Here is a 21205-nt window from a genome sequence, read left to right as displayed (position 1 = left end):
TTTGGAAGCAGGCGCTGCCGTCATTGTTCTTCGGTTCCCACCCGGAACCCTCATCGCATCAGGTCCCGCCACGTGGCGGGGAACCGGAAAGGGGCCCTGGCACCATGGCCGACGCGAAACACCCCGGAGCTGACTTCACCGTTGCGCAAATGCGCGACTGGCTGCGCAATTGGATCATTGACACCACGGGTCTTACTCCCGCCGAAGTCACCCCGGATCGCCCCATGGAGGAACTCGGCCTGTCCTCACGCGATGTTGTGGTGCTCTCCGGTGAGCTCGAAAACCTCATCGGCATGCACCTAGACGCGACGGTCGCCTACGAATACCCCACCATCGAGTCGCTGGCGGTACGCCTCGTCGGCGGTGATCACAGCAACCCCGATGACACCGCCTATGACGCCTACCTCTCCGGGGTGGACGCTGCCCGCAATCGGACGGTGCGCGATAACCAGCTCACCGATATGGATATCGCCATCGTCGGCATGGCCGCGCGCTACCCGGGTGCGGATAACCCCGATGAGATGTGGGACATGCTGGTGGCCGGGCGCTGCGGCACCGGCCCGCTACCGGAAAACCGCTGGCAGGAATACTCCGGTGACCAGAAAGTCGTCGACGCGATGGCTGAGCTGGACCTGCGGGGCGGCTACCTCGACGACATCACCGGTTTCGACGCCGAATTTTTCGGCCTCTCCCCAGTCGAGGCGGAAAATATGGACCCCCAGCAGCGCCTGCTGCTCGAGCTTGCCTGGGAGGCCCTCGAAGACGCCCATATCCCGGCCTCGGATCTGCGCGGCGCCCCTGTTGGCGTCTACGTCGGTTCGACCAGTAATGACTACGGGCTGCTTATCTCTGCAGACCCGGCCTCATTCCACCCCTACGCCCTCACCGGCAGTTCTTCGTCCATCATCGCCAACCGGTTGTCCTACTCTTTCGACTTCCGCGGGCCATCGATCCAGGTCGACACTGCCTGCTCCTCCTCGCTGGTGGCTATCCACCAGGCCGTGCGCGGACTACGCGACGGCGACGCCGATATTGCCCTGGCTGGCGGCGTGAACCTGCTGGCCACCCCACATGCTTCCCTGGCTTTCGGCCAGTTGGGGGTATTCAGCTCCACCGGCGATATCCACGCTTTTTCTGATGATGCCTCCGGCATGATCCGCGGCGATGGTGCTGGCCTGGTGGTACTCAAGCGCCTCGAAGACGCCCAGCGCGATGGTGATGACGTCCTCGCCGTCATTCAGGGATCGGCAGTCAATTCCGATGGTCGCTCCAATGGGCTTACCGCCCCCAACCCGGACGCCCAGGTCGATGTGCTGCGCCGCGCCTACGCCGACGCCGGTGTGGACCCCCGCGAAGTGGACTATATCGAGGCCCACGGCACCGGCACTATCCTCGGCGATCCCATTGAGGCCTTTGCCCTGGGCACAGTGCTTGGTCGCGGCCGCCCCGCCGACCAGCCCACCTTATTGGGCAGCGCGAAAACGAACTTCGGCCACACAGAGGCCGCCGCTGGTGTCGCCGGTGTGATCAAGGTCGTCCAGTCCATGCGCCACGACACCTTGCCGCCATCGCTGCACTACAACGGCCCGAACCCCTATATCGATTTCGATGCCGGTCGCCTCGAGGTTGTCGAAGACCCCCGGGAGTGGCCCGAGTACTCCGGCCGCAAGATCGCTGGTGTGTCCGGTTTCGGTTTCGGCGGCACCAATGCGCATATTGTGCTGGTCTCCCCGCCGCCTGCCCCGGCCCCAGAGGTCGAGACGGTACCGCTTATCGACGTCGATATCGCCGCCTCAGCTGGTGCCGACGGCGCCCCGATGCCGGCCTTATTGCCGATTTCTGGGCTGCTGCCATCACGTCGTCGGGCAGCTGCGGCTGATCTTGCTGACTGGCTCGACAACCACCGCAACGCCAATCTCACCGATATTGCCCGCACCCTGGCTACTCGGTCGCGCGGCCGCACCAAGGCCGTGGTGCGCGCCACCGATATCGACGCCGCGATCACCGGGATGCGCAAGGTCGCCCAGGGGCAGGCCGCCCCGGCCATTGCCGCCTGTGATGCCCCGCAGGCCCAGGGGCCGGTGTGGGTGTTCTCCGGGTTCGGTTCCCAGCACCGCACTATGGGCAAAGACATGATGGCGCTTTCCCCGGTTTTCCGGGCCAGCCTGGAGCGTCTCGAACCTATTGTGCAGCGCGAGGTCGGCTGGTCGTTGCTGGAGCTCATCGCCGATGATTCCCGCAATTACGACCTGGAATCGGCGCAGATCACCATCACCGCCATCCAGATCGCCCAGGTCGATATGATGCGCGCTTTGGGCTGCCAGCCCGCCGCTGTCGTCGGCATGTCCATGGGCGAGATAGCTGCCGCCTACGCCTGCGATGGTCTTACCGCCGAGGCCGCCATGCGGGTGGCGTGTGCCCGCTCCCGCCTGATGGGTGAGGGCGAGGCGGATATGGCCGCCAACGATAAGTCCGGCGGCATGGCCATGGTGGGGCTGTCTGTCGACGAGCTGGACACGCTGCTTGCCGAGCACCCCGAGTTCGCGGGTGTGGAGCCGGCGGTTTACGCCGCCCCGACGATGACCACTATTGGTGGGCCCAGCGAGGCCATTGAACGAATCTGCGCCTACCTGGAGCAACAGGGCACCGATGCCCGCATTTTGCAGGTCAAGGGCGCAGGACACACTGCCGCGCTGGACCCGCTGTTGGGTGAACTCTGGTACGAGTGCTCCGACTTGGCGCCACGGCCGGTGTCGGTGCCGCTGTTTAGTTCCGTGGATCGCGGCGTCACCGTCGCCCCGGGCACTACCGTGCACGATGCCGACTATTTCATTCGCTGCACCCGCGGTTCGGTGTGGTTCGCTGAGGCTATTTCCCGGGCCTGCGCCGCTGGTTTTGTTACCTTCGTCGAATTCGCCCCGAACCCGGTGGCGCTCATGCCGATTATGGGCACCGCCATGGCCGCGGGCGTTCCCGATGCGGAACTGCTGCACCTGGCCAAACGTAAGGAAACCGCCGCGGATTCCCTTTCTGCGGCCGCAGCCACCCTGTATGCCCAGGGGCACCCGATTGATCTGACCCAACTGACCGGACCCGGCCGGTATGCGGATTTGCCGGGTATTCGCTGGCGCCGGCAGCGCTACTGGACCTCGTCCCGCCCGAATTCCGCTAGCCGCGCCGGGCTGCCGGGTCGGCGCACGGTGCTTCCCGACGGCCGGGTCGCCTACGCCGCCCTAGCCGAGCACGCCCCGAGTATCTCCGCCCTGGTTGATGCGGTTGCTGCCGACGCGTTGCCTGAGGCCACCGTGGTTGCGGTGGAAGAAACGAGCCCGCTGCCCGCGTCCGGTGAACTCACGGTGCTCATTGCCCGCCACCCCGGTGGTGCTGCCGTGTCGGTCTACGCCGTCGAAGGCGATAGCACTTCCCTCATTGCCGAAGCCGGCCTGTCCACCATCGGTGCTCCGGCCGCTGCTGCGCAGAACACGCCGAATCCTGCTGTTGACCCGGCAGGCCTGGGCATGGGCCAGGGCGACGACCGCACCCCTGCTGCGCCGGGAATGCCGGGGATGCCGCTCAGCGCGGAGCCTTCGGGTTCGTGGGACCCTGATTCTGGGGAGAGTGTCTCCGATCATTTGCGCGCCATTATTGGTGAAGCCATGGGCTTTGAGATCGATGATCTGCCTTTGGAGCTGCCGCTGATTGATTTGGGCCTGGATTCGCTGATGGGCATGCGGATTAAGAACCGGGTCGAGCACGATTTCGGCATTCCGCCTTTGCAGGTGCAGGCACTGCGCGATGCTGCTGTCCAGGATGTGATCACCCTGGTGGAGCAGAAGGTCGCGGAGAAAAACGACGCTGCCCAGGCAGCCGCCGACGAGGCCCCAGACGCCCCCGACGAGGCCGCCGACACCGTTGCAGCTGAGCCTGCTGCGGACGCCCCGAACAGCCAGGGCATTGGGGTGCCACCACGCGATGACACCGAACGTCTGGTCTTTGGTACCTGGGCGACTGTTATCGGTACCTCCGCTGGCGGTGTGACTAATCAGCTGCCTGACCTGGATGAGGACAACACTCGCGCGCTCGTTGAGCGGCTCAGTGACCGCGTCGGCGCCACCGTGCAGGCCGACGATATTGCCCACGCCACCACCATCGCCGAGATCGCCGATGTGGTGCGCCCCCATATTGATGGCGGGACTGATGGCCCGGTGCGAGTGCTGCGCGAGCGCCCCGAGGGTTCCACTCAGCCTGCAGTTTTCCTTTTCCACGCCGCCGGCGGGTCCACTGCGGTGTATAAGCCGCTGGTCCGCCGCCTTCCTGAAGATGTGCCGGTTTACGGCATTGAACGTGTCGAGGGTGAACTCGCCGACCGTGTGGCCGGTTACTTACCGCTGATTGAACAGCGTGCCGACGGCCACGGCATCGTCTTGGGTGGGTGGAGTTTTGGCGGCATCCTCGCCTATGAAGCCGCCCACCAGCTGCGGGCGAAGGGGATCGAACCGGAGTTCATCGCTTTGCTCGATACGGTGCAGCCTGCCGATCCGGCTCCGCAGACCCGTGAAGAAATGCATGCCCGGTGGGACCGCTACGCCGCGTTTGCGAAGAAAACCTACGGGCTGGATTTCGAGGTGCCGCACGCCCTACTCGATGCCCAGGGTGAGGACGCAATGCTGGATATGCTCGGCCAGATGGCCGCCAGCATGGATAGTTCCAGCGGCATGTCCGGTGGTGTGTTGGAGCACCAGCGCACGTCCTTCGTCGATAACCGCATTTTGGCTGCGGTGGACTTCGAGACCTGGGCCGATGTCAGCGCCCCGGTGTTGTTGTTCCGCGCCGAGCGGATGCATGAGGGGGCAGTGGAGCTCGAACCGCGCTACGCGACTATCGCCGAGGACGGCGGTTGGTCGGCTATCGTCAAGGATTTGGAGATCATTCACCTCAACGGCGACCATCTTGGCGTGGTCGACGAGCCGGAGATCGCCACCGTCGGTGAGCGTATGTCCCGGGCGCTTACCGACGGCGTGTGAATGGCCATGACGTACACCAACCACGGGTGGAGACAGAAGTGAGCACTGATACGGACACCACGGCAGGCAAGCTCGCTGACCTGCATCAGCGCCTCGACCGCGCCCAGGACCCGGGCAGCGAACGCGCTAAGCAGCGTCGTGATGCTGCGGGTATTACCACCCCGCGGCAGCGCATCGCTCGGCTTGTCGACGAGGGTTCCTTTGTGGAGATGGGTGCGCTGGGGCAGACCCCTGGCGACCCGGATGCGCCGTATGGTGACGGCGTGGTGACCGGCACTGCCCGCATTAATGGCCGGCCGGTGGCGGTGTACGCGCACGATAAGTCTGTTTATGGCGGTTCGGTGGGTGTGACCTTCGGTAAGAAGGTGTGTGCCCTGATGGATATTGCTGACCGGGTGGGTTGTCCCATTATTGGTGTGCAGGATTCCGGCGGTGCCCGTATTCAGGACGCAGTGACGTCGTTGGCCATGTACTCCGAGATCGCGCGCCGACAGATCCCGCTGTCTGGCCGGAGTCCGCAGATCTCGGTGATGCTCGGCAAATGTGCCGGTGGTGCGGTCTACGCCCCGGTGACGACTGACTTCGTGGTGGCGGTGCGTGATCGTGCGGAGCTGTTTATCACCGGCCCGGAAGTGATTCGCTCTGTGACGGGCGAGAATATTTCTGCTGCCGAACTGGGCGGCGCCGAACAGCAGGCCCGCAATGGCAATGTGTCCTATGTTGCCGATAGCGAAGACGATGCTTTCGATTACGTCCATGATCTGCTCGATCATCTGCCCAACACGATGCAGGAACCGCTGCCGGCCTACTGGGCGCCCTCCGATGAGCTCACCGATCGGGATACCAGCCTGGACACCATCATCCCTGATGATCCCAATGCGGGCTTCGACATTATGGAAGTACTCACCAGGATCTTCGATGATGAGGACTTCCTGGAGGTACAGGCTGATTACGCCCCGAACTTGGTGACTGGTTTCGCCCGCGTCGATGGCCGCACCGTCGGTGTGCTGGCGAACCAGCCGATGCATTTGGCTGGCTGCCTGGATGCGGAATGCTCTGATAAAGGTGCCCGGTTCAGCCAGATCTGCGATGCCTACAACATCCCGCTGGTGTACGTGGTGGACACTCCCGGCTACCTGCCTGGTGTGCAGCAAGAAAAGGCCGGCATTATTCACCGCGGCGCGAAGCTGGGTTATGTTTTGGCGCAGGTCAGTGTGCCGAAGGTAACCGTTATTGTGCGCAAGGCCTTCGGTGGTGCGTATGCGGTGATGGGGTCGAAGAACCTCGGCGCAGACCTGAACTTCGCCTGGCCCACGGCCCAGATCGCAGTGATGGGTGCCGAAGCTGCCGTCATCATGCTCAAGGGCAAGGAGCTAGCTCAGCTGCCGGTAGAGCAGCAGGCAGCGGCGAAGAAGATGTTCATCGACTACTACAACGACAATATGACCAGCCCGTATGTTGCCGCTGAGCGTGGCTATATCGACGCCATGATCCAGCCGCGGGATACCCGGGTGCAGTTGCGTCGTGCCCTTGCCCAACTACGCGATAAGCAGCCGCCGCAGATGTGGAAGAAGCACGAGATATTCCCGATGTAATGGTTCATCGGGGGGTGGTTAGGTACTGCTAATCAATGCGGCAGGTGTCTTGTTTATACTGAAAAACTAGACAGGATAATCTCTAATCCGCATTTTCATTAGGAGTTCCCCATGGCAGAACATGACCAGGACCGCGAATCCGGTTCGGCACCCTTCGATAACCCCACGTCGTCTTTTGACAATAATGACGGCAGCCAGAAGGAAGCCCAGCAGTCTAGCGCCCAGCCTGCTGCCTATAACTGGCCGCACAACGACGGCCAGCCGCACAACGACGGCCAGTCGCAGAATAACGCCCCGCAGCAGTACGAAGCACCGCAGCAGCAGGGCAACCAGCAGTGGAGTGCTCCGCAGCAGTACAGCGGCCAGCAGCAAGCTGGTCAGCAGTGGGGTGCCCCGCAACAGTACGGTGGCCAGCAGCAGTACGGTGGCCAGCAGCAGTACGGTGGCCAGCAGCAATACGGGGGTCAGCAACAGTACGCCGGCCAGCAGCAGTACGGCGCCCCGCAGCAGTGGGCTGGCCAGCCGCCGCAGGCATTGCAGAAAAGCCAGGTCGCCGCTGCGCTATTAGCGTTCTTCATCGGCGGTATCGGCGCGCACAATTTCTACCTCGGCTACACCGGTCGCGCTGTCACCCAGTTGGTCCTGTTCCTGTTCGGCTGGCTCACCATCCTTTTCGTGGTCGGTTTCGTCATCCTCGGTGGTCTCTACATTTGGGTCTTCATCGAGTTCATTCTGATCCTGATGGGTTCGGCAGGCTATGACCGAGACGCTAAGGGCGTACCCGTGAAGTAGTTGGAGTACGCACCGACGAGAAAAAGGCGCCCCGACGGCATAACCGTCGGGGCGCCTTCAGTAGGCCTAAGCGCTACCTCTTATTGAGGGCAATGGCGATCGCGCGCCAGCCCAGAAGCAAAAGACCACTCATCACGGTGGCGACGATAATGAATGACCAGTGCGGCACACTGCCGTGGCGCAGTGCCCAAATGCCCAGGCCCGAGGCGACAGTGCAGATCCATACGATCACTCCGCCGGGGGCGACCCGGATAAGCGGCCGGGCAGAGGCCATCATGACCGCACCACCGGCGATAGCACCAAGTACGAACGGCCACCACGTGTCCAGCACATTGGCGACCGTAAACGGCTCATCGGCGGACTGGTGGGCCAGCCGGGCGAGGATGGCGAACACTAGCACCATGACCACATCGACGGCCATAGTCACCATTGGGGCTTGAGAAGTTTTCGGTGAGGACATGGTTACTCCTTAGAAGACGGCTGATTGGCGGCATAAGAGCCACCACCTGCACGTGTGCTGTCCATGCTATACCGGCCGCGCTGCGGGGATTCATCACCGAAGTTGATGAGAAAAATCAGCCAGCCAACCGCGGCCGGAAGCACAAAACTAATGGTGCGGTACACAATGATCGCCGCGAAGGCCTGCGTTGCCACCATTCCCGCAGCAACCAGGGTGGTGGTCAGCACCGCCTCGACCGGGCCCACCCCTCCGGGAGTGGCCTGGATGAAACCAGCCACCTTGCCGGTAACGAAGGCCAATAACACCGCGGTCGAGGACATATCATCCACCCCGATCGCCCGGATAGCGGCATAGAGGCAAACCACGTCGGCAAGCCAGTTAAATAAGGACCACGCCAAGACCACAAGCATCCGGTCCAAGGACAATTCCACCTCAGTGAGCTGCGAAATCATGTCCTCGACCCGGCGTTGGCCAGCCCGCCGATCCCTGCGCCGCAACCGATTAAACGCCTCCAGGCAGCGCAAAGCGGCAAAACGAATCACCCGGGGCTTGCGGGAAAGCCACCACAACAGCGTCGTCAACGCCAAGACCGCAGCGAAGGACGCGATAAGGCGCACCGGCGCGGGATTATTGCCAATGAAGAACAGGCTCAGGATGGCCAGCGCAGTCAGGCCCAGGGTGCTCAGTGCCCCGGAGAACACCATGAACCAGCTCACCACAACCGGTGAGGCACCCCACGCCAACTGGCGCCGAATCTGCAAGGCGGTGGCGAAGGCAACACCACCGGGCACCGTCACCGACCACGCATTAGACGCCAATACCAGGGAATTAGTGGAGCGCACCGTGGCTTGGTTCACCCCGGCGGCGCGGAAGAGTAACCGCATGACCTCGGCCATCGCGAAAAACGACACTGCCAGGGCCGCGACCGAAATCCCGATCCAGGTGAAGTCCGCGGCGAGCAGGGTATGCCAGGCCTCGGCGATGAAATCCTCATTAGTGCTGATCAGCACCACTGCCCCGATGAGGAAGGCGATGCCCATAACCCACCGGAACCACGTGGCGTGGGTCAGCGCCTGGAACCGAGACCACGCCTGGCGCAGTTGTGCGCCGAGGCGAGCTGCGCGCCCGGCCATTAAATGCGGCCCTCGTCGGTGGGGCGCTCCTGCTCCAGGCGGGCGCGAAGTTCGTGGACCCGCAACTTACCGGTAGTGGTGGGGGCAGGGTCCGCGTCAGCGCTGGGGCCAGCCGGAAGAGCTGCGGTGCGGGCAGGTTCCAGTTCGAGCTGCGGTGCGGTTTCGGTGCCGTGGCCCAACATGTAGGAGGCGCGCTTTACTGCCGCCGGCGCCCACCAACAATCACTGCCCAGCAGCGTCATCACCGCAGGCACCAGCAACATGCGGATAATCGTCGCATCCAGGATGAGCGCGGCGATCATGCCGAAGGCGATGTACTTCATCATCACAATATCGGAGAACGCGAAAGCCCCGGACACCACAATCATGATGGCCGCCGCAGCAGTAATAATTCCGCCGGTATTGGCCGTGCCGAACCACACCGCGTGTTTTGTTGGCGCCCCCATCTCACGGTCTTCGACCATGCGGGAAAGCAGGAAGACTTCATAGTCAGTCGACAGGCCGTAAATGATTGCGATGATGAGCACCAGCACCGGGCTCATCAGCGGGCCCGGGGTGAATCCCAGCAGGTCAGAACCCACCCCGCTGACAAACATTGCGGTGAGAATACCCAAGGTGGCGCCTAAGCCCAGGGTGTTCATAATGACGGCCTTGGCCGGCAGAATCACCGAACCGAATACCAACGCCATCAGCACAAAAGTGGCCAGCACCATGTACAGCAGCATCCACGGCAGTTTGTCGAAAAGCGCCTCAATGGACTCGACCTCCATTGCGGGCATGCCGCCGACATATATTTCGGCATTACCGGGGGCCTCAATATCGCGCAGCCGGTTCACAACGAACTCATTAACCGACGGATCGGTCACACCAGCCGACAGCACCGTCACACCATCCTTGGTGGGGCGGGAGACTTCGAAGCGTTCCGTAAGACCGGGGATGGAATTGGCCTGCTGCGCAATCGGGGCGATAACGCTGGGGTCGCCACCGTCGTCGATAACAAGCTTTACTGGGTTGGTGCGCATGGTGGGGAACAGGTCGTCGAAACGCTCCTGGGCCACCCGGGTTTCATTCTGCGGCGGCAGGTAGGTCTCGTTAATGCCGCCGAAACGCACCCAGAACAACGGCGCAGTCAACGCCATCAACAGCGCAATGATGACTGCGGCATTAATCCGCGGATGCCGGATCGCCCAGGAGGGCACCTTGCCCCAGAACGAGCCCAGCACCTCCTGGCGGGACCGCCCGGCCTTACGTACCGACCACCGGTCAATATTGCGGCCCAGGGTGGCAAATAGTGCCGGCAGCACACCTAAGGACAACAGGGCAGCCAAGCCCACCGCGGACATCGCACCGTAGGCCACGGACTTCAGGAAGGCCTGGGGGAAAATCAGCAGCCCGGATAGCGCCACTGCCACCATTGCCGCGGAAAACACCACCGTCTTACCCGCCGTAGCCGACGTATTCGCCACAGCCTGCTCAATATCAGTGCCCTCGGCGAGCTCCTCCCGGAACCGGGACACCATAAATAGGCCGTAGTCGATCGCCAGGCCCAAACCCAGCAGTGTGACGACGGACTGGGCAAACGGGTTGACCTGGGTCATTGTCGCCAGGATGGAAAGAATGCCCATCGAACCGCCGATCGAAAGCACACCGACGAGCAATGGCATCGTCGCGGCGATAACCCCGCCGAATACCACCAGCAGCAGCACCGCCACCAAAGGCAGGCCAATGAGCTCGGCGCGCTTGAGGTCACCGCTCATTCCGCGGTCCAAGGCCCCGGCAATCGGGGTGGCGCCGGCGACCTCAATATTGAGGTCAGTATCGGCGAGGTCATCCTCAATGGCGCGGTAGTTATCCAGAACCTCGTTATCCACCCCAGCCAGCGAGATCGCCGCAAAAGCAGTCTTCTTATCCGGTGTGGCCAGCGCAGCAGCACCATTATCGAAATAGCTGGTTATCCCGGCAATCTCGTTGGGATGCGCTTTCTGCACCGCACTGAGATGCGCGCCCACAGCGTCGGCAAGCTTCGGGTCATCAACAGTGCTGCCCTCCGGGGCGTCGACAAGCACCACCACGTCGCCGGAACTATCGCGGCCGAAGACCTCTTCTTCGATCTCAGCGGCGCGGGTAGACCCAGCATTCGGGTCATTCCACCCCTCTTGGTCGATGCGGTCGCCCAGCTTCGTGCCAGCAATGAAGTACAACGCCAACACGGCGAGGATCAGCACCACCGGAATGATTCTGCGGTGCCGATACGCGAAGAAGCCCCAGCGTCGGAACATAGCCCTCAGCGCTCCTTGAGCAGAGACATCAGCGAACGGAAAGGCTGCAGCCAGGCGCCCTCGTCGGGAAGCGTATCCAGATCCACGCGCGGCAGCGGCTCGCGGAACACGCCCTCAATATCTTCGAGGTCAATAAAGGTGAGAATCTCCGAGTTCACTGCCCACGCGGCGTGCTCACGGAAACCAATAACGGTCACCGGGATGCCCTCACCCTGCAGTTCCTCCAGGATGTCCTGGAAATTCTGGCCATCAGCAGAGGCAACAATGACCCCCTGCAGCACACCCTCGGCATGCCGACGCCGAATGTGATCCAACATATCCGGATCGACATCGGAATCCTCATCCGTCTTCGGCTTCGCGAAAACCGCGAAACCGACATTACGCAGCGCCTCCACCCACGGGCGGACAATCTCAGCGCCGCCGGGGGTGATATTGGTAAAGACCGTCGCCTCAGGCTCAACCTCAGTGCCGAGGCGCTCCGAGCACTCCAAGGACTGGTCCACCAGCCACCGGCCAATGGCGTCAAAACGCGGGCGATGCGCAGCCGTCGGGCGCGAACCAAGAATGGCACCAAGGCCCATATCGAGGTTCGGCGCGTCCCACACCAACAATAAGGTGGGCATGGTTTGGGCGGCTCCCGAATACTCGTGGCGGCTCATGTGGTGGTCTCCTCGTCCTTGCGGCGGCGCCATACGAACTCGTGGATGCTGTGATCCAAACCAAGTCCACGGCGCTCAAATTTCGTTGTGGGCCGATCTAATAGCATCGGCGACTCCGGCCACGGCCAGGGCATCGGCTCCAGTGCCGGCTCGACCTCGCGCAGCTCACCGATCCACTCGGCGTATTCGGCATGGTCAGTGGCAACATGCAGCACACCGCCCGGGGCCAGCCGGGACGCAATCAGCCGCAGCGTGCCGGACTGGATAATGCGGCGTTTATGGTGCCGGGCCTTCGGCCACGGGTCCGGGAAGAATACCCGAACCCCAGCTAGCGACCCCGGCGCGATCATGCGTTGCAGCACTTCCACACCATCGCCGCGCACCATGCGGATATTGCGCACATCTGCGCGCACCATCGCGCCCAGCAGTTTCGCCAGCCCGGGCCGGTAGAGCTCCACGGCAATGATGTTGTGGTCAGCCTCCCGCGGCGCCATATCCACCGTGGAGGTGCCGGTGCCGCAGCCGATCTCGACGATGGTGGGGCCGGGGCGGCCAAACCACTGCTCGACGTCGATCTGCTCGTCGGAAAGCACCGTGCCCACCTCGGGCCAGTGCTCATCCCAGATCGCTGTCTGGTTGGGGGTCAGGGTGCCGCGGCGGAAGCTCACCCCGCCCATGCGCGGGTAGTCCAGGCCATCGTCGAACTCCGTTTGCAGCGGGCGGCCATAGGGCAGGGCGCCGACCTCATCGCGGTTGGTGGCGGGGGAATAAGAATCAGCAGAATTGTGCTGCCCAGTGCAGGCGTGCGGCTGCGCGTCCTCACTGGGCGAAAAATCGGTAGTACTCATCGCGCCTATTGTCCACTATTGGCTGTGGAGGAGGACAATTATGTTGCCGTCGGTGCGTCCGCGTGTTTGACTAACGGCGATCCGCGCGCCGTAAGTCATGCGTGCGGTGGGGGATCATTATGTGGGGGAAATGATGGCTCAACTCTGTGCCACAGTGCGTGAAGCACCAGTTAAACCACCGGATTCGACCGAGTCACGCGCCACAGACTGGCTCGCATCCGCCGATCTGGCCGACCCAGCTGCCGTCGCTGTGGCTGAGGTGCTCGAAGATATCGCCGGGCCACCCCTGGTTGTGGTGCGCGGTGCCGAAACCATGGGCGCAACCGAGCTTGCCGAGGCCCTGCAACACCATGCCGCCACCGCCCAGCCGGGTGCCCCGCAGGCGTGGGTCCACGCCGAAACCGGGGCGGTGGGGCGGCTAGTTGCCGACGTGGTGGTGCGCCTCACCCACGACCCTGCAGCCCGGCGTGCCGACGCTAGCTGCGCCCCCGCCGCAGTGCCCGAGATCGTGGCGCACCCGGGAAAAGTGCAGGGCAAAGGCATCACCATTGGGGATGTGGGTGCCGACACTGCTGGTGTGGCTGAACTGTGGGCGGCGGTCCGCGATGCCCTGGCGCTGCACCGGGCACAGACCCGCACCGCGCGGTTGCGGATGGGTGTGGCCGAGGTCGCTGCGGCTTTCCCCGAGGTCCGCGCCGGGCTGGAGGAGTTGTTATGGCCCTGCGCGTGAGCTGTACCGGGCCCGCAGCGTCATGGGCGCGGCTCGACGGGCTGGCGGAGGCGGGCATTGAAGTGGTCACCTCCCGTACCGCAGTGGTGCTTGTGCTCGTCGACGGGATGGTGCAGCCCACCGACACTGATCGTGACCTGGTGCGCGCGGTATCCGGGGCGACCGGGCGCTGCGCGGTGGGCCTGTGCCAGGTAGCAGGCAGTCATGCCGGTGAGCTGAGTGCACAGTGGCGTGCGGCGGTGCCGGCCCATATCCCGGTCTGCCCGCTTAGTGGCGATAGTGCTGATGCGGCCCGGCTTGCCGACGAGTTGAGCCTGGTGGCTGATGGCCCCGCCCGGCCCGTTAGCCCCACCCCGGTTGAGCAGCGCCGGATGATGTTGGCTGGCCAACTCAGCAGGGAGCGCGCCGGGCGGGCGGAGCTTATGGCCCAGCAGTCGCGGCGGCGCAGGGCGGAAATCCCGCAGGCGATTGTGGAGTCCCTGGAGTCCATTGCCCCGCAGCCCGAGCAGGTCAGCAGCGCTACGGAGTTGCTGTACGCGGCAGAAGACGCCGCCGAGGACCTGGCTGACCGGCTTGGGGTGCCGCCCCCGCCGTGCCCGGACCCGCCGGCGCCGCCGGCTACTGCCCAGCCAGCAGATATAGCAGTGGGTTTGCTGACCTTCGGTGCTGCGGTGGGCGTCGGCAGGCTGTTGGAAACCCCGGCACGGCACCTGGGGGTCAGTGCGACGGTGGCCGGGTGGTTGGCGTTGATGGTCGGGCTGGGTGTGGCGGCGGTGGTGATTATTTCGCACCAGCGGACGCGCAGGAGTGCTGCGCGTACCCGGTGGGTTGCTGGGTATGTGGTCACACTGCGCCGGCTGTGGGAGCGAGATGTGGCCAGTGCGCCGGAACCAGAACGACATAGTTGGCGGCAGGAGCAACTCGCCGCTGCACTTGGTGCCGTGCCAGCCGGCCGCGCACCGGAGAGGGATAACTCATGAGTGAGATTGACGCCAGTGGGTACTCGTTAGGGGCCTTGGCCGCTAGTGATGTGTGCGGACTTGGGGATGCGGTGCCGGTGGATTCTGGTGTGGTTGATGACGGCATGGTGTTGCGCGTCGGGGATCAGCTTTTTCAGGTCGGTCATACCGGTGTTGCAGACGCCTCCGTCACGCTTGCCGACGACCGTGGGTTGAGCATTTTTTCCGATCGGGACGGTGATGGTGCTGTAGATCACGTTACGACAATTTTGTTCGATGGCAGTTATGAAACATGGGAAGGCGAACCGCCACGGGTTACCCCCGGTGCTGAGGAATGTGAACGCACCGAGGTGGGGCTGCGGGGGCAGGAATCGGCCTTTGTTCAGGGTGTTAACGACCAGGCTAGCGGGCCTTCTGGAGCTGGTGAATATGCTGATAGTGCGATAGATACAGGCGATCTGGAAGATGGTGGTGGAGCTGACCAAAAGGGGGTGGATGTGGATGCGTTTTCGGGGGTAGGCACTGCAGGTTGGGATGCGTCAATGTGGGAGCGTATCGAGATAGGTCGGTGGGGCTAAAAACTAAGTACGTACCGACGAAGAATCGCTGGTAGGGCGGGGTGTGGAAGCTTTGCTGCAACGCCCACACGGCAGCCGAGACAGCGGTAACCTGGACGGCGAAGGGAACCAAAAACGTCAGGAGATTTTTATGTCCGACAGCGCTATTCCGGGCCTCACCGGCCCGGTGCCCACCGAAAACCAGGAGCTGCTCCGTTGGATCGGTGAAGTCGTCGAGCTCACTACCCCCGACTCGGTCGTCTTCGCAGACGGTTCCGATGAAGAATGGGACCGCCTCTGCGCCGAAATGATCGAGGCAGGCACCGTCGTCAAGCTCAATGAGGAGAAGCGGCCCAATTCCTACCTGGCCCGCTCCAACCCGGCCGACGTGGCACGCGTGGAGTCGCGCACGTTCATCTGCTCCGAGACCGAGGATGGCGCCGGCCCGACCAATAACTGGGCTGACCCGGCCAAGATGAAGGCCGAGATGAGCGAGCACTACCGCGGTTCGATGAAGGGCCGCACCATGTACGTGGTGCCGTTCTGCATGGGCCCCATCACTGACGAGGAGCCCAAGCTCGGTGTCCAGCTCACCGACAGCCCCTACGTGGTGTGTTCCATGCGCATCATGACCCGCATGGGCAAGGACGCCCTCGACAAGATCGGCCCCGACGGGGACTTCGTGCACGCCCTGCACTCCGTGGGCGCCCCGCTTGCCGACGGTGAGCAGGACGTCGCCTGGCCGTGCAGCGATGAGAAGTACATCACCCAGTTCCCGGATACCAAGGAGATTTGGTCCTACGGTTCCGGCTACGGCGGCAACGCCATCCTCGCCAAGAAGTGCTACGCCCTGCGTATCGCCTCGGTTATGGCCAAGGAAGAGGGCTGGCTCGCCGAGCACATGCTCATCCTGAAGCTGACCAGCCCGGAAGGCAAGGCCTACCACATCTGTGCCGCCTTCCCGTCCGCCTGCGGCAAGACCAACCTCGCCATGATCACCCCGACCATCGAGGGCTGGACCGCCGAGGTTGTGGGCGACGATATCGCCTGGCTGAAGTTCGGTGAGGACGGCCGCCTCTACGCCGTCAACCCGGAGAACGGCTTCTTCGGTGTCGCCCCGGGCACCAACTACGACTCCAACCCGAACGCCATGAAGACCATGGAACCGGGCAATACCTTGTTCACCAACGTTGCGCTGACCGACGACGGCGACGTCTGGTGGGAGGGCCTGGAGAATAAGCCCGAACACGCCATCGATTGGAAGGGCAAGGAGTGGACTCCGGACTCTAACGAGCTCTCCAGCCACCCCAACTCCCGCTACTGCACCCCGATCTCCCAGTGCCCGGTGGCCGCACCGGAGTACGACGACCCCAAGGGTGTGCCGGTGGATGCCATCCTCTTCGGTGGCCGCCGTCCCGACACCGTCCCGCTGGTCACCCAGGCCTTCAACTGGCAGCACGCCACCTATATCGGCGCCACCCTGGCCTCCGGCCAGACCGCTGCTTCTGCTGAAGCCAAGGTCGGCTCCCTGCGGCACGACCCGATGGCCATGCTGCCCTTCATCGGCTACAACGTCGGTGACTACCTGCAGCACTGGATCGACATGGGCGTCAAGGGCGGCGACAAGATGCCCGAGGTGTTCCTGGTCAACTGGTTCCGTCGTGGCGACGACGGCCGCTTCCTGTGGCCCGGCTTCGGCGAGAACTCCCGCGTGCTGAAGTGGATCGTTGACCGTCTCGAAGGCCGCGTTGAGGCCAATGAGACCGTTGTTGGCCACACCGCCAAGGCCGAGGATCTGGACCTGACCGGCCTGGAAACCCCGCTCGAGGATGTCAAGGAAGCTCTCACCGCACCTGCTGATAAGTGGCGCGGCGATCTGCCGGACAACGAAGAGTGGCTCAAGTCCCTCGGCGACCGCGTGCCGTCCGAGGTGTGGGACGAATTCGAGGCCCTCAAGAAGCGCATTGATGAGGCCTAAGGCCCACTAGCGGCACCAGCGCAATACATAACCCCGTCTTACTGCACACACAGTAAGGCGGGGTTATGTGGTGTGTGGTCTTCACCGGGCAGGCTATGAATCCTGGTGCGCCTGCTCGATCCGATCGTGATAGCGCTTACGCGCCTCCGGGTCGGCATTGGTGAAAGTCTTGTCCAGGCCGAGAGTCCGCTCAATAAACCGGCCCACTGGGTATGGCAATGCATGCAGCCCGGCGGCGATAATGCCCAGCGGCTTCGGCACAGCGACCCTGCGGCGCCCGCGGCGCACACCTTCGACAATGCCGGCGGCGACGCGCTCCGGGTCGGTCACAACCAGGGGCTCCAGGAAGGGCAGGTGGGCGGAGCCGGCGGAGAGCTCAGTGCGCACAATGCCGGGCTGCACGGCCATGAGCTTGATAGTGGAGCCAGTGGCATCCAGCTCCCGGCTCAGTGCGTCGTTAAGCCCAAGAACCGCGCATTTTGTGGCGGTATAGGTGGTCAATGCCGGCGCCGGCAGGTTGGTGACCTGCGAAGAAATATTCACGATGACGCCATTAGGGGATAGGCGGGAAAGAGCCGCCTTGGTGCCGTTGAGCACACCGCGCAGGTTCACGTCGACGGTCTGGTTGGTCACCTCGTCGGATTCTTCGGCGAAGATATTCGTCGGCATGATGCCGGCATTATTGATGACCACGTCCAGCGAACCGAACTCGGAGACAGCGGCGTCGAGGAAATCGGCCATGGACTGCGCATCGACGACATTGAGGCGGCGGGCGATGACCCGCCGGCCCGGATAAGCGGAAGTCAACTCGGTAGCGGTTTTTTCGGCGAGCTCTAAGTCCAAGTCGCCGATAGCGATATCGGCCCCGGACTTGAGGAACTCGACGGCAGTGGCACGGCCGATGCCGCGGGCTGCTCCGGTGATGGCGACGGTTTTGGGGGTACGCACGGTGTGCTCCTTCGTGGCCGCGGGGGCGACCGGGTTATTCTCCCGGCAGCGATACTGAGAGATGGTTTCCGAAAGGATAGCAAAAACCAGCAGTGGTGAAGGCTTTTCTGGGTGATATCTGACAGGTCGGAAAGGCCTGACAGGTCGGAAACTGCGAGCCAGCAACGCACTGGGTGCGCTGACGAGGGTCGCTGGGGTGCACCGGTGGGGATTGGCGGGGCGTAATCAGCCACCCCTGTTGCCGCATGTCATTGAACTGCTAGTGAAGAGCGCTTACCGTTGGGTTATGGATTCCGCCACGCTCGGCTATACCGCGCAACACCCCAACCGCCGCGTTCTTGTCACCGGTGCTACCGGCTATGTCGGAGGCCGGGTCGTCCCCGAACTTCTCCAAGCCGGCTTCACCGTCCGTGCAATGTCCCGTCGCACTCGCAGCCTCGAGCGTTTCGACTGGTCCGATGCCGTCGAGCACGCCACCGCGGACATCACCGACGCCGAGGCCATGCGCGCGGCCATGACCGATGTCGACGTCGTGCTGTACCTGGTGCACTCGATGGGCTCCGGGGATGAAGACTTCGAAGAAGCCGAGCAGCGCTCAGCCAGCACCTTCGCACAGGCAGCTGCCGACGCTGGGGTCTCCCAGATCATCTACTTATCCGGTCTGCATCCGAAGGACAAAGAGCTCGACGAGCTGTCCAAGCACATGCGCTCGCGCGAACGCGTCGCCCGCACCCTCATGGACAGTGGCGTGCCGACGATGGTGCTGCGCGCGGCAACCCTCATCGGCTCCGGATCGGCGTCTTTCGAGATTATTCGCCACCTCACCGAGCGGCTGCCGTTCATGCTGGCCCCGCAGTGGATCACCAACCAAATTGAGCCACTATCCATCCGTGACGCACTGTATTACCTGGTCAGGGGTGCTGACCTGGACGAACCGGTCAATCAGGGCTTCGATATCGGCTGCGGCACCACCTACGAATTCGCTGACCTATTGCGCATTTATGCCAAAATCCGGGGCCTGCGTCGGGTTGTCAAGGGCCTGCCGGTGCCGTTGCCGGTGGACCAGCTCTCCGGGGCGTGGATCGGCATGGTGACCCCGGTTCCCTCTGGTCTGGGGCTGCCGCTGGCGCAGTCTATGGCCGAAGACGCCGTCTGCGAGGAACACTCAATCGCAGACATCATCCCGGATCCTCCGGGCGGGCTTGCTGATTACCCCACCGCGGTTACTCGGGCACTGCGGCATGAAACACAGGGTGGGGTCATCACCAGCTGGGATGACAGTTGGAAGAACACTGTCGACCCCGCGGAGACCTACCCCACTGACCCGGATTGGGCTGGCGAAACTGTCTATCGCGATGAGCGCGTCGGCGAATCCGACCTTCCGCCGGAGGATGTGTGGCGCATTATCGAAGGCATTGGCGGCGATAGTGGTTGGTACTCGGCGGCGTGGTTGTGGCGCGTCCGTGGTTTCGCCGACAAGCTCATCGGCGGCCCCGGCTTGGGTGGTCGCCGCGATCCTAAGCAGCTGGCCGAAGGTGACCGCGTCGATTGGTGGCGGGTGGAGTCCATTGAGCGGCCGCGCCGTTTGGTGCTGCGCGCTGAGATGCGTCTATCTGGCAAGGCGTGGCTCATCCTCGAGGTCGCGCCCCGTGCAGGTGGCGGCAGTGTGTACACCCAGACTGCGGTGTACGTGCCCGAAGGTCTTCCGGGCCGTGCGTACTGGTGGGCGGTGTACCCCTTCCATGGCCTGATCTTCCCGTTGATGAGGGAAAATATTCTCAAGGCGGCGTCTCGGCAGGGCCGGGACGAGGGTTCTGCCTAGGCGGGGACGGGCCGGGGGCCGGGGGCCTCGGCAGCGTCGGTAGCGTCGCCATTTATTGGGGAAATGTATAACAATAAAAGTGTTAGTGTGGTGGGGAGCCTGCGCCCACGCCAGCCCAAGGGCGCACCTGGCTCAACCAACCCAGGAGAACCCATGTCTGACACCGAAACCCTGCAGGCCAGCCCCGCCGCGCTCACCCCTGACCAGGAAGAGATCATCCGCGCCACCCTGCCCACTGTCGGCGCCAATATCGAAACCATCGCCAGCAATTTCTATGGCCGCATGTTCGGCGCACAACCCGAACTGCTCAACGACACCTTCAACCGCGGAAACCAGAAAATGGGTGCACAGCAAAAAGCACTCGCCGCCTCCGTGGCCACCTTCGCCACCTGCCTGGTTGACCCGAACTCGCCGACCCCGGAAGAACTGCTCTCCCGCATCGGCCATAAGCACGTCTCCGTCGGCATCGTCGCAGGCCAGTACGCCATCGTGCACCACCACCTCTTCGACGCCATCGAAGAAGTCCTCACCCCCGAGGTCTTCTCCGGAGCCGTCCGGGAAGCCTGGGATGCCGTCTACGCAGAGATGCAGCGCGTGCTGATCAACTTCGAAAATGAGCTTTACGACGACGCCGGCGTCACCCCCGGCGATGTCTTCCGCGCCACCACCGTCGTCGAGCGCACCGAAGTGGGCCCCGACGTCGTCATCTTCGGCGTCCGCGGTAGCGACACCGAACTGCCCAGCTTTACCCCCGGCCAGTACATTTCCGTGCGCCGCGAAATGGCCGACGGCGCCCGCCAGCTGCGCCAATACTCGCTGATCAATAACGCCACCGACGGTGTGCTGCGTTTCGCCGTGCGCCGGGTCGACGGTGCCGCCGACCTGCCTGCCGGTGAGGTCTCCAACTCGCTCTGGGAAAGCCTGCACGAAGGCGACGAACTCGAGATTTCGCTACCCGCCGGTGACCTGGTGCTCGATACCGAATCCGATAAGCCGGTGGTGCTTATCTCCGGTGGTATCGGCGCTACCCCAATGGCCGGCATGCTGTCCTACCTAGCCGCGCAGCGCAGTCAGCGCACCGTCGTCGACCTGCACGCCGACCGCAGTGAAGCGGCGGATGTCCTCGCCAAACAGCGCGCCGGCGATATCTCGGCACTGCCCAATGGCACCAGCGCTACCTTCTACGAGCCCGAACTCATCGACCTCGGGCCCGACAGCAAAATCGACCTGCCCGCCGACGCTGACTACTACCTCTGTGGCAGCAACGGTTTCCTGCAGGCCATCCGCGCCCAGCTCGACCAGCGCGGAATCGACCGCTCCCGAGTGCACTTTGAGCTGTTCAGCCCCAACGACTGGTTGCTCGACGCCTAGCGATCCATAATGCTTAGCAGCTGAGCATGGTGTGGAGCCAGAAACACCAG

15 protein-coding genes are annotated in these 21205 nt (G+C 63.3%); 9 read left to right on the top strand and 6 right to left on the bottom strand.

All coding sequences use genetic code 11. The features are described from left to right. The first annotated feature begins 104 nt into the window (after positions 1–104). The 3 genes from pks13 to KRX51_RS09080 all read left to right on the top strand — a co-directional run bounded on the left by pks13 (position 105) and on the right by KRX51_RS09080 (position 7411). A complete protein-coding gene (gene pks13, locus KRX51_RS09090; RefSeq protein WP_218362815.1) occupies positions 105–5024 on the top strand; it encodes a polyketide synthase Pks13 in 4920 nt (1639 codons plus the stop codon). Positions 5025–5062: 38 nt separating this feature from the next. Then, positions 5063–6619 (top strand): acyl-CoA carboxylase subunit beta, encoded by a 1557-nt coding sequence (locus KRX51_RS09085; protein ID WP_218362814.1) that lies wholly within the window; start codon positions 5063–5065, stop codon positions 6617–6619. A 111-nt stretch (positions 6620–6730) separates the two neighbouring features. Next, a complete protein-coding gene (locus KRX51_RS09080; RefSeq protein ID WP_218362813.1) occupies positions 6731–7411 on the top strand; it encodes a TM2 domain-containing protein in 681 nt (226 codons plus the stop codon). A gap of 73 nt (positions 7412–7484) precedes the next feature. On the opposite strand, the gene KRX51_RS09075 is transcribed toward KRX51_RS09080, so the two are convergent. Genes KRX51_RS09075 through trmB form a run of 5 tightly spaced genes read right to left on the bottom strand, consistent with a single transcriptional unit; the run spans position 7485 to position 12790 of the window. Then, a complete protein-coding gene (locus KRX51_RS09075; RefSeq protein WP_218362880.1) occupies positions 7485–7841 on the bottom strand; it encodes a DUF3054 domain-containing protein in 357 nt (118 codons plus the stop codon). A 32-nt stretch (positions 7842–7873) separates the two neighbouring features. Then, complete coding sequence (locus KRX51_RS09070) at positions 7874–9004, bottom strand: YbhN family protein (RefSeq protein WP_218362812.1); 1131 nt, start codon at positions 9002–9004, stop codon at positions 7874–7876. Continuing rightward, positions 9004–11283 (bottom strand): MMPL family transporter, encoded by a 2280-nt coding sequence (locus KRX51_RS09065; protein WP_218362811.1) that lies wholly within the window; start codon positions 11281–11283, stop codon positions 9004–9006. The genes KRX51_RS09070 and KRX51_RS09065 overlap by 1 nt, the downstream gene beginning before the upstream one ends. Before the next feature lie 5 nt (positions 11284–11288). Further along, positions 11289–11942: an NYN domain-containing protein gene (locus KRX51_RS09060; protein ID WP_218362810.1), complete on the bottom strand. Its 654-nt coding sequence runs from the start codon at positions 11940–11942 to the stop codon at positions 11289–11291. Further along, positions 11939–12790 carry a tRNA (guanosine(46)-N7)-methyltransferase TrmB gene (trmB, locus tag KRX51_RS09055; protein ID WP_218362809.1) on the bottom strand — a complete coding sequence of 284 codons (852 nt, stop codon included), beginning with the start codon at positions 12788–12790 and terminating at the stop codon, positions 11939–11941. Before trmB ends, KRX51_RS09060 begins: the two co-directional genes overlap by 4 nt. Positions 12791–12944: 154 nt before the next feature. Here trmB and KRX51_RS09050 point away from each other — a divergent pair, with 154 nt between their 5' ends. The 4 genes from KRX51_RS09050 to KRX51_RS09035 all read left to right on the top strand — a co-directional run bounded on the left by KRX51_RS09050 (position 12945) and on the right by KRX51_RS09035 (position 17014). After that, positions 12945–13520 carry a hypothetical protein gene (locus tag KRX51_RS09050; RefSeq protein WP_218362808.1) on the top strand — a complete coding sequence of 192 codons (576 nt, stop codon included), beginning with the start codon at positions 12945–12947 and terminating at the stop codon, positions 13518–13520. Next, positions 13505–14500: a hypothetical protein gene (locus KRX51_RS09045; protein ID WP_218362807.1), complete on the top strand. Its 996-nt coding sequence runs from the start codon at positions 13505–13507 to the stop codon at positions 14498–14500. The genes KRX51_RS09050 and KRX51_RS09045 overlap by 16 nt, the downstream gene beginning before the upstream one ends. Then, entirely contained in the window at positions 14497–15057 is a 561-nt protein-coding gene (locus tag KRX51_RS09040) for a DUF6802 family protein (RefSeq protein WP_218362806.1), read from the top strand. Before KRX51_RS09045 ends, KRX51_RS09040 begins: the two co-directional genes overlap by 4 nt. Before the next feature lie 130 nt (positions 15058–15187). Next, positions 15188–17014, top strand: coding sequence for a phosphoenolpyruvate carboxykinase (GTP) (locus KRX51_RS09035; RefSeq protein WP_218362805.1), 1827 nt, complete (start codon positions 15188–15190; stop codon positions 17012–17014). 93 nt (positions 17015–17107) lie between these two features. Here KRX51_RS09035 and KRX51_RS09030 read toward each other — a convergent pair whose 3' ends face one another. Further along, a complete protein-coding gene (locus KRX51_RS09030) occupies positions 17108–17962 on the bottom strand; it encodes an SDR family NAD(P)-dependent oxidoreductase (RefSeq protein WP_218362804.1) in 855 nt (284 codons plus the stop codon). Positions 17963–18248: 286 nt separating this feature from the next. On the opposite strand from KRX51_RS09030, the gene KRX51_RS09025 reads away from it, so the two are divergent. Together KRX51_RS09025 and KRX51_RS09020 are read left to right on the top strand one after the other, a co-directional pair. Then, positions 18249–19784, top strand: coding sequence for an SDR family oxidoreductase (locus KRX51_RS09025; RefSeq protein ID WP_218362803.1), 1536 nt, complete (start codon positions 18249–18251; stop codon positions 19782–19784). Between the two features lie 153 nt (positions 19785–19937). Further along, positions 19938–21155, top strand: coding sequence for an FAD-binding oxidoreductase (locus tag KRX51_RS09020; protein WP_218362802.1), 1218 nt, complete (start codon positions 19938–19940; stop codon positions 21153–21155). The last annotated feature ends 50 nt before the right edge of the window (positions 21156–21205 follow it).

The sequence above is a fragment of the Corynebacterium sp. TAE3-ERU12 genome (assembly GCF_019209905.1).
Lineage (GTDB): Bacteria > Actinomycetota > Actinomycetes > Mycobacteriales > Mycobacteriaceae > Corynebacterium.
Note: the sequence above shows the minus strand (reverse complement) of the source record. Positions and strands in the feature narration are given on the sequence as shown.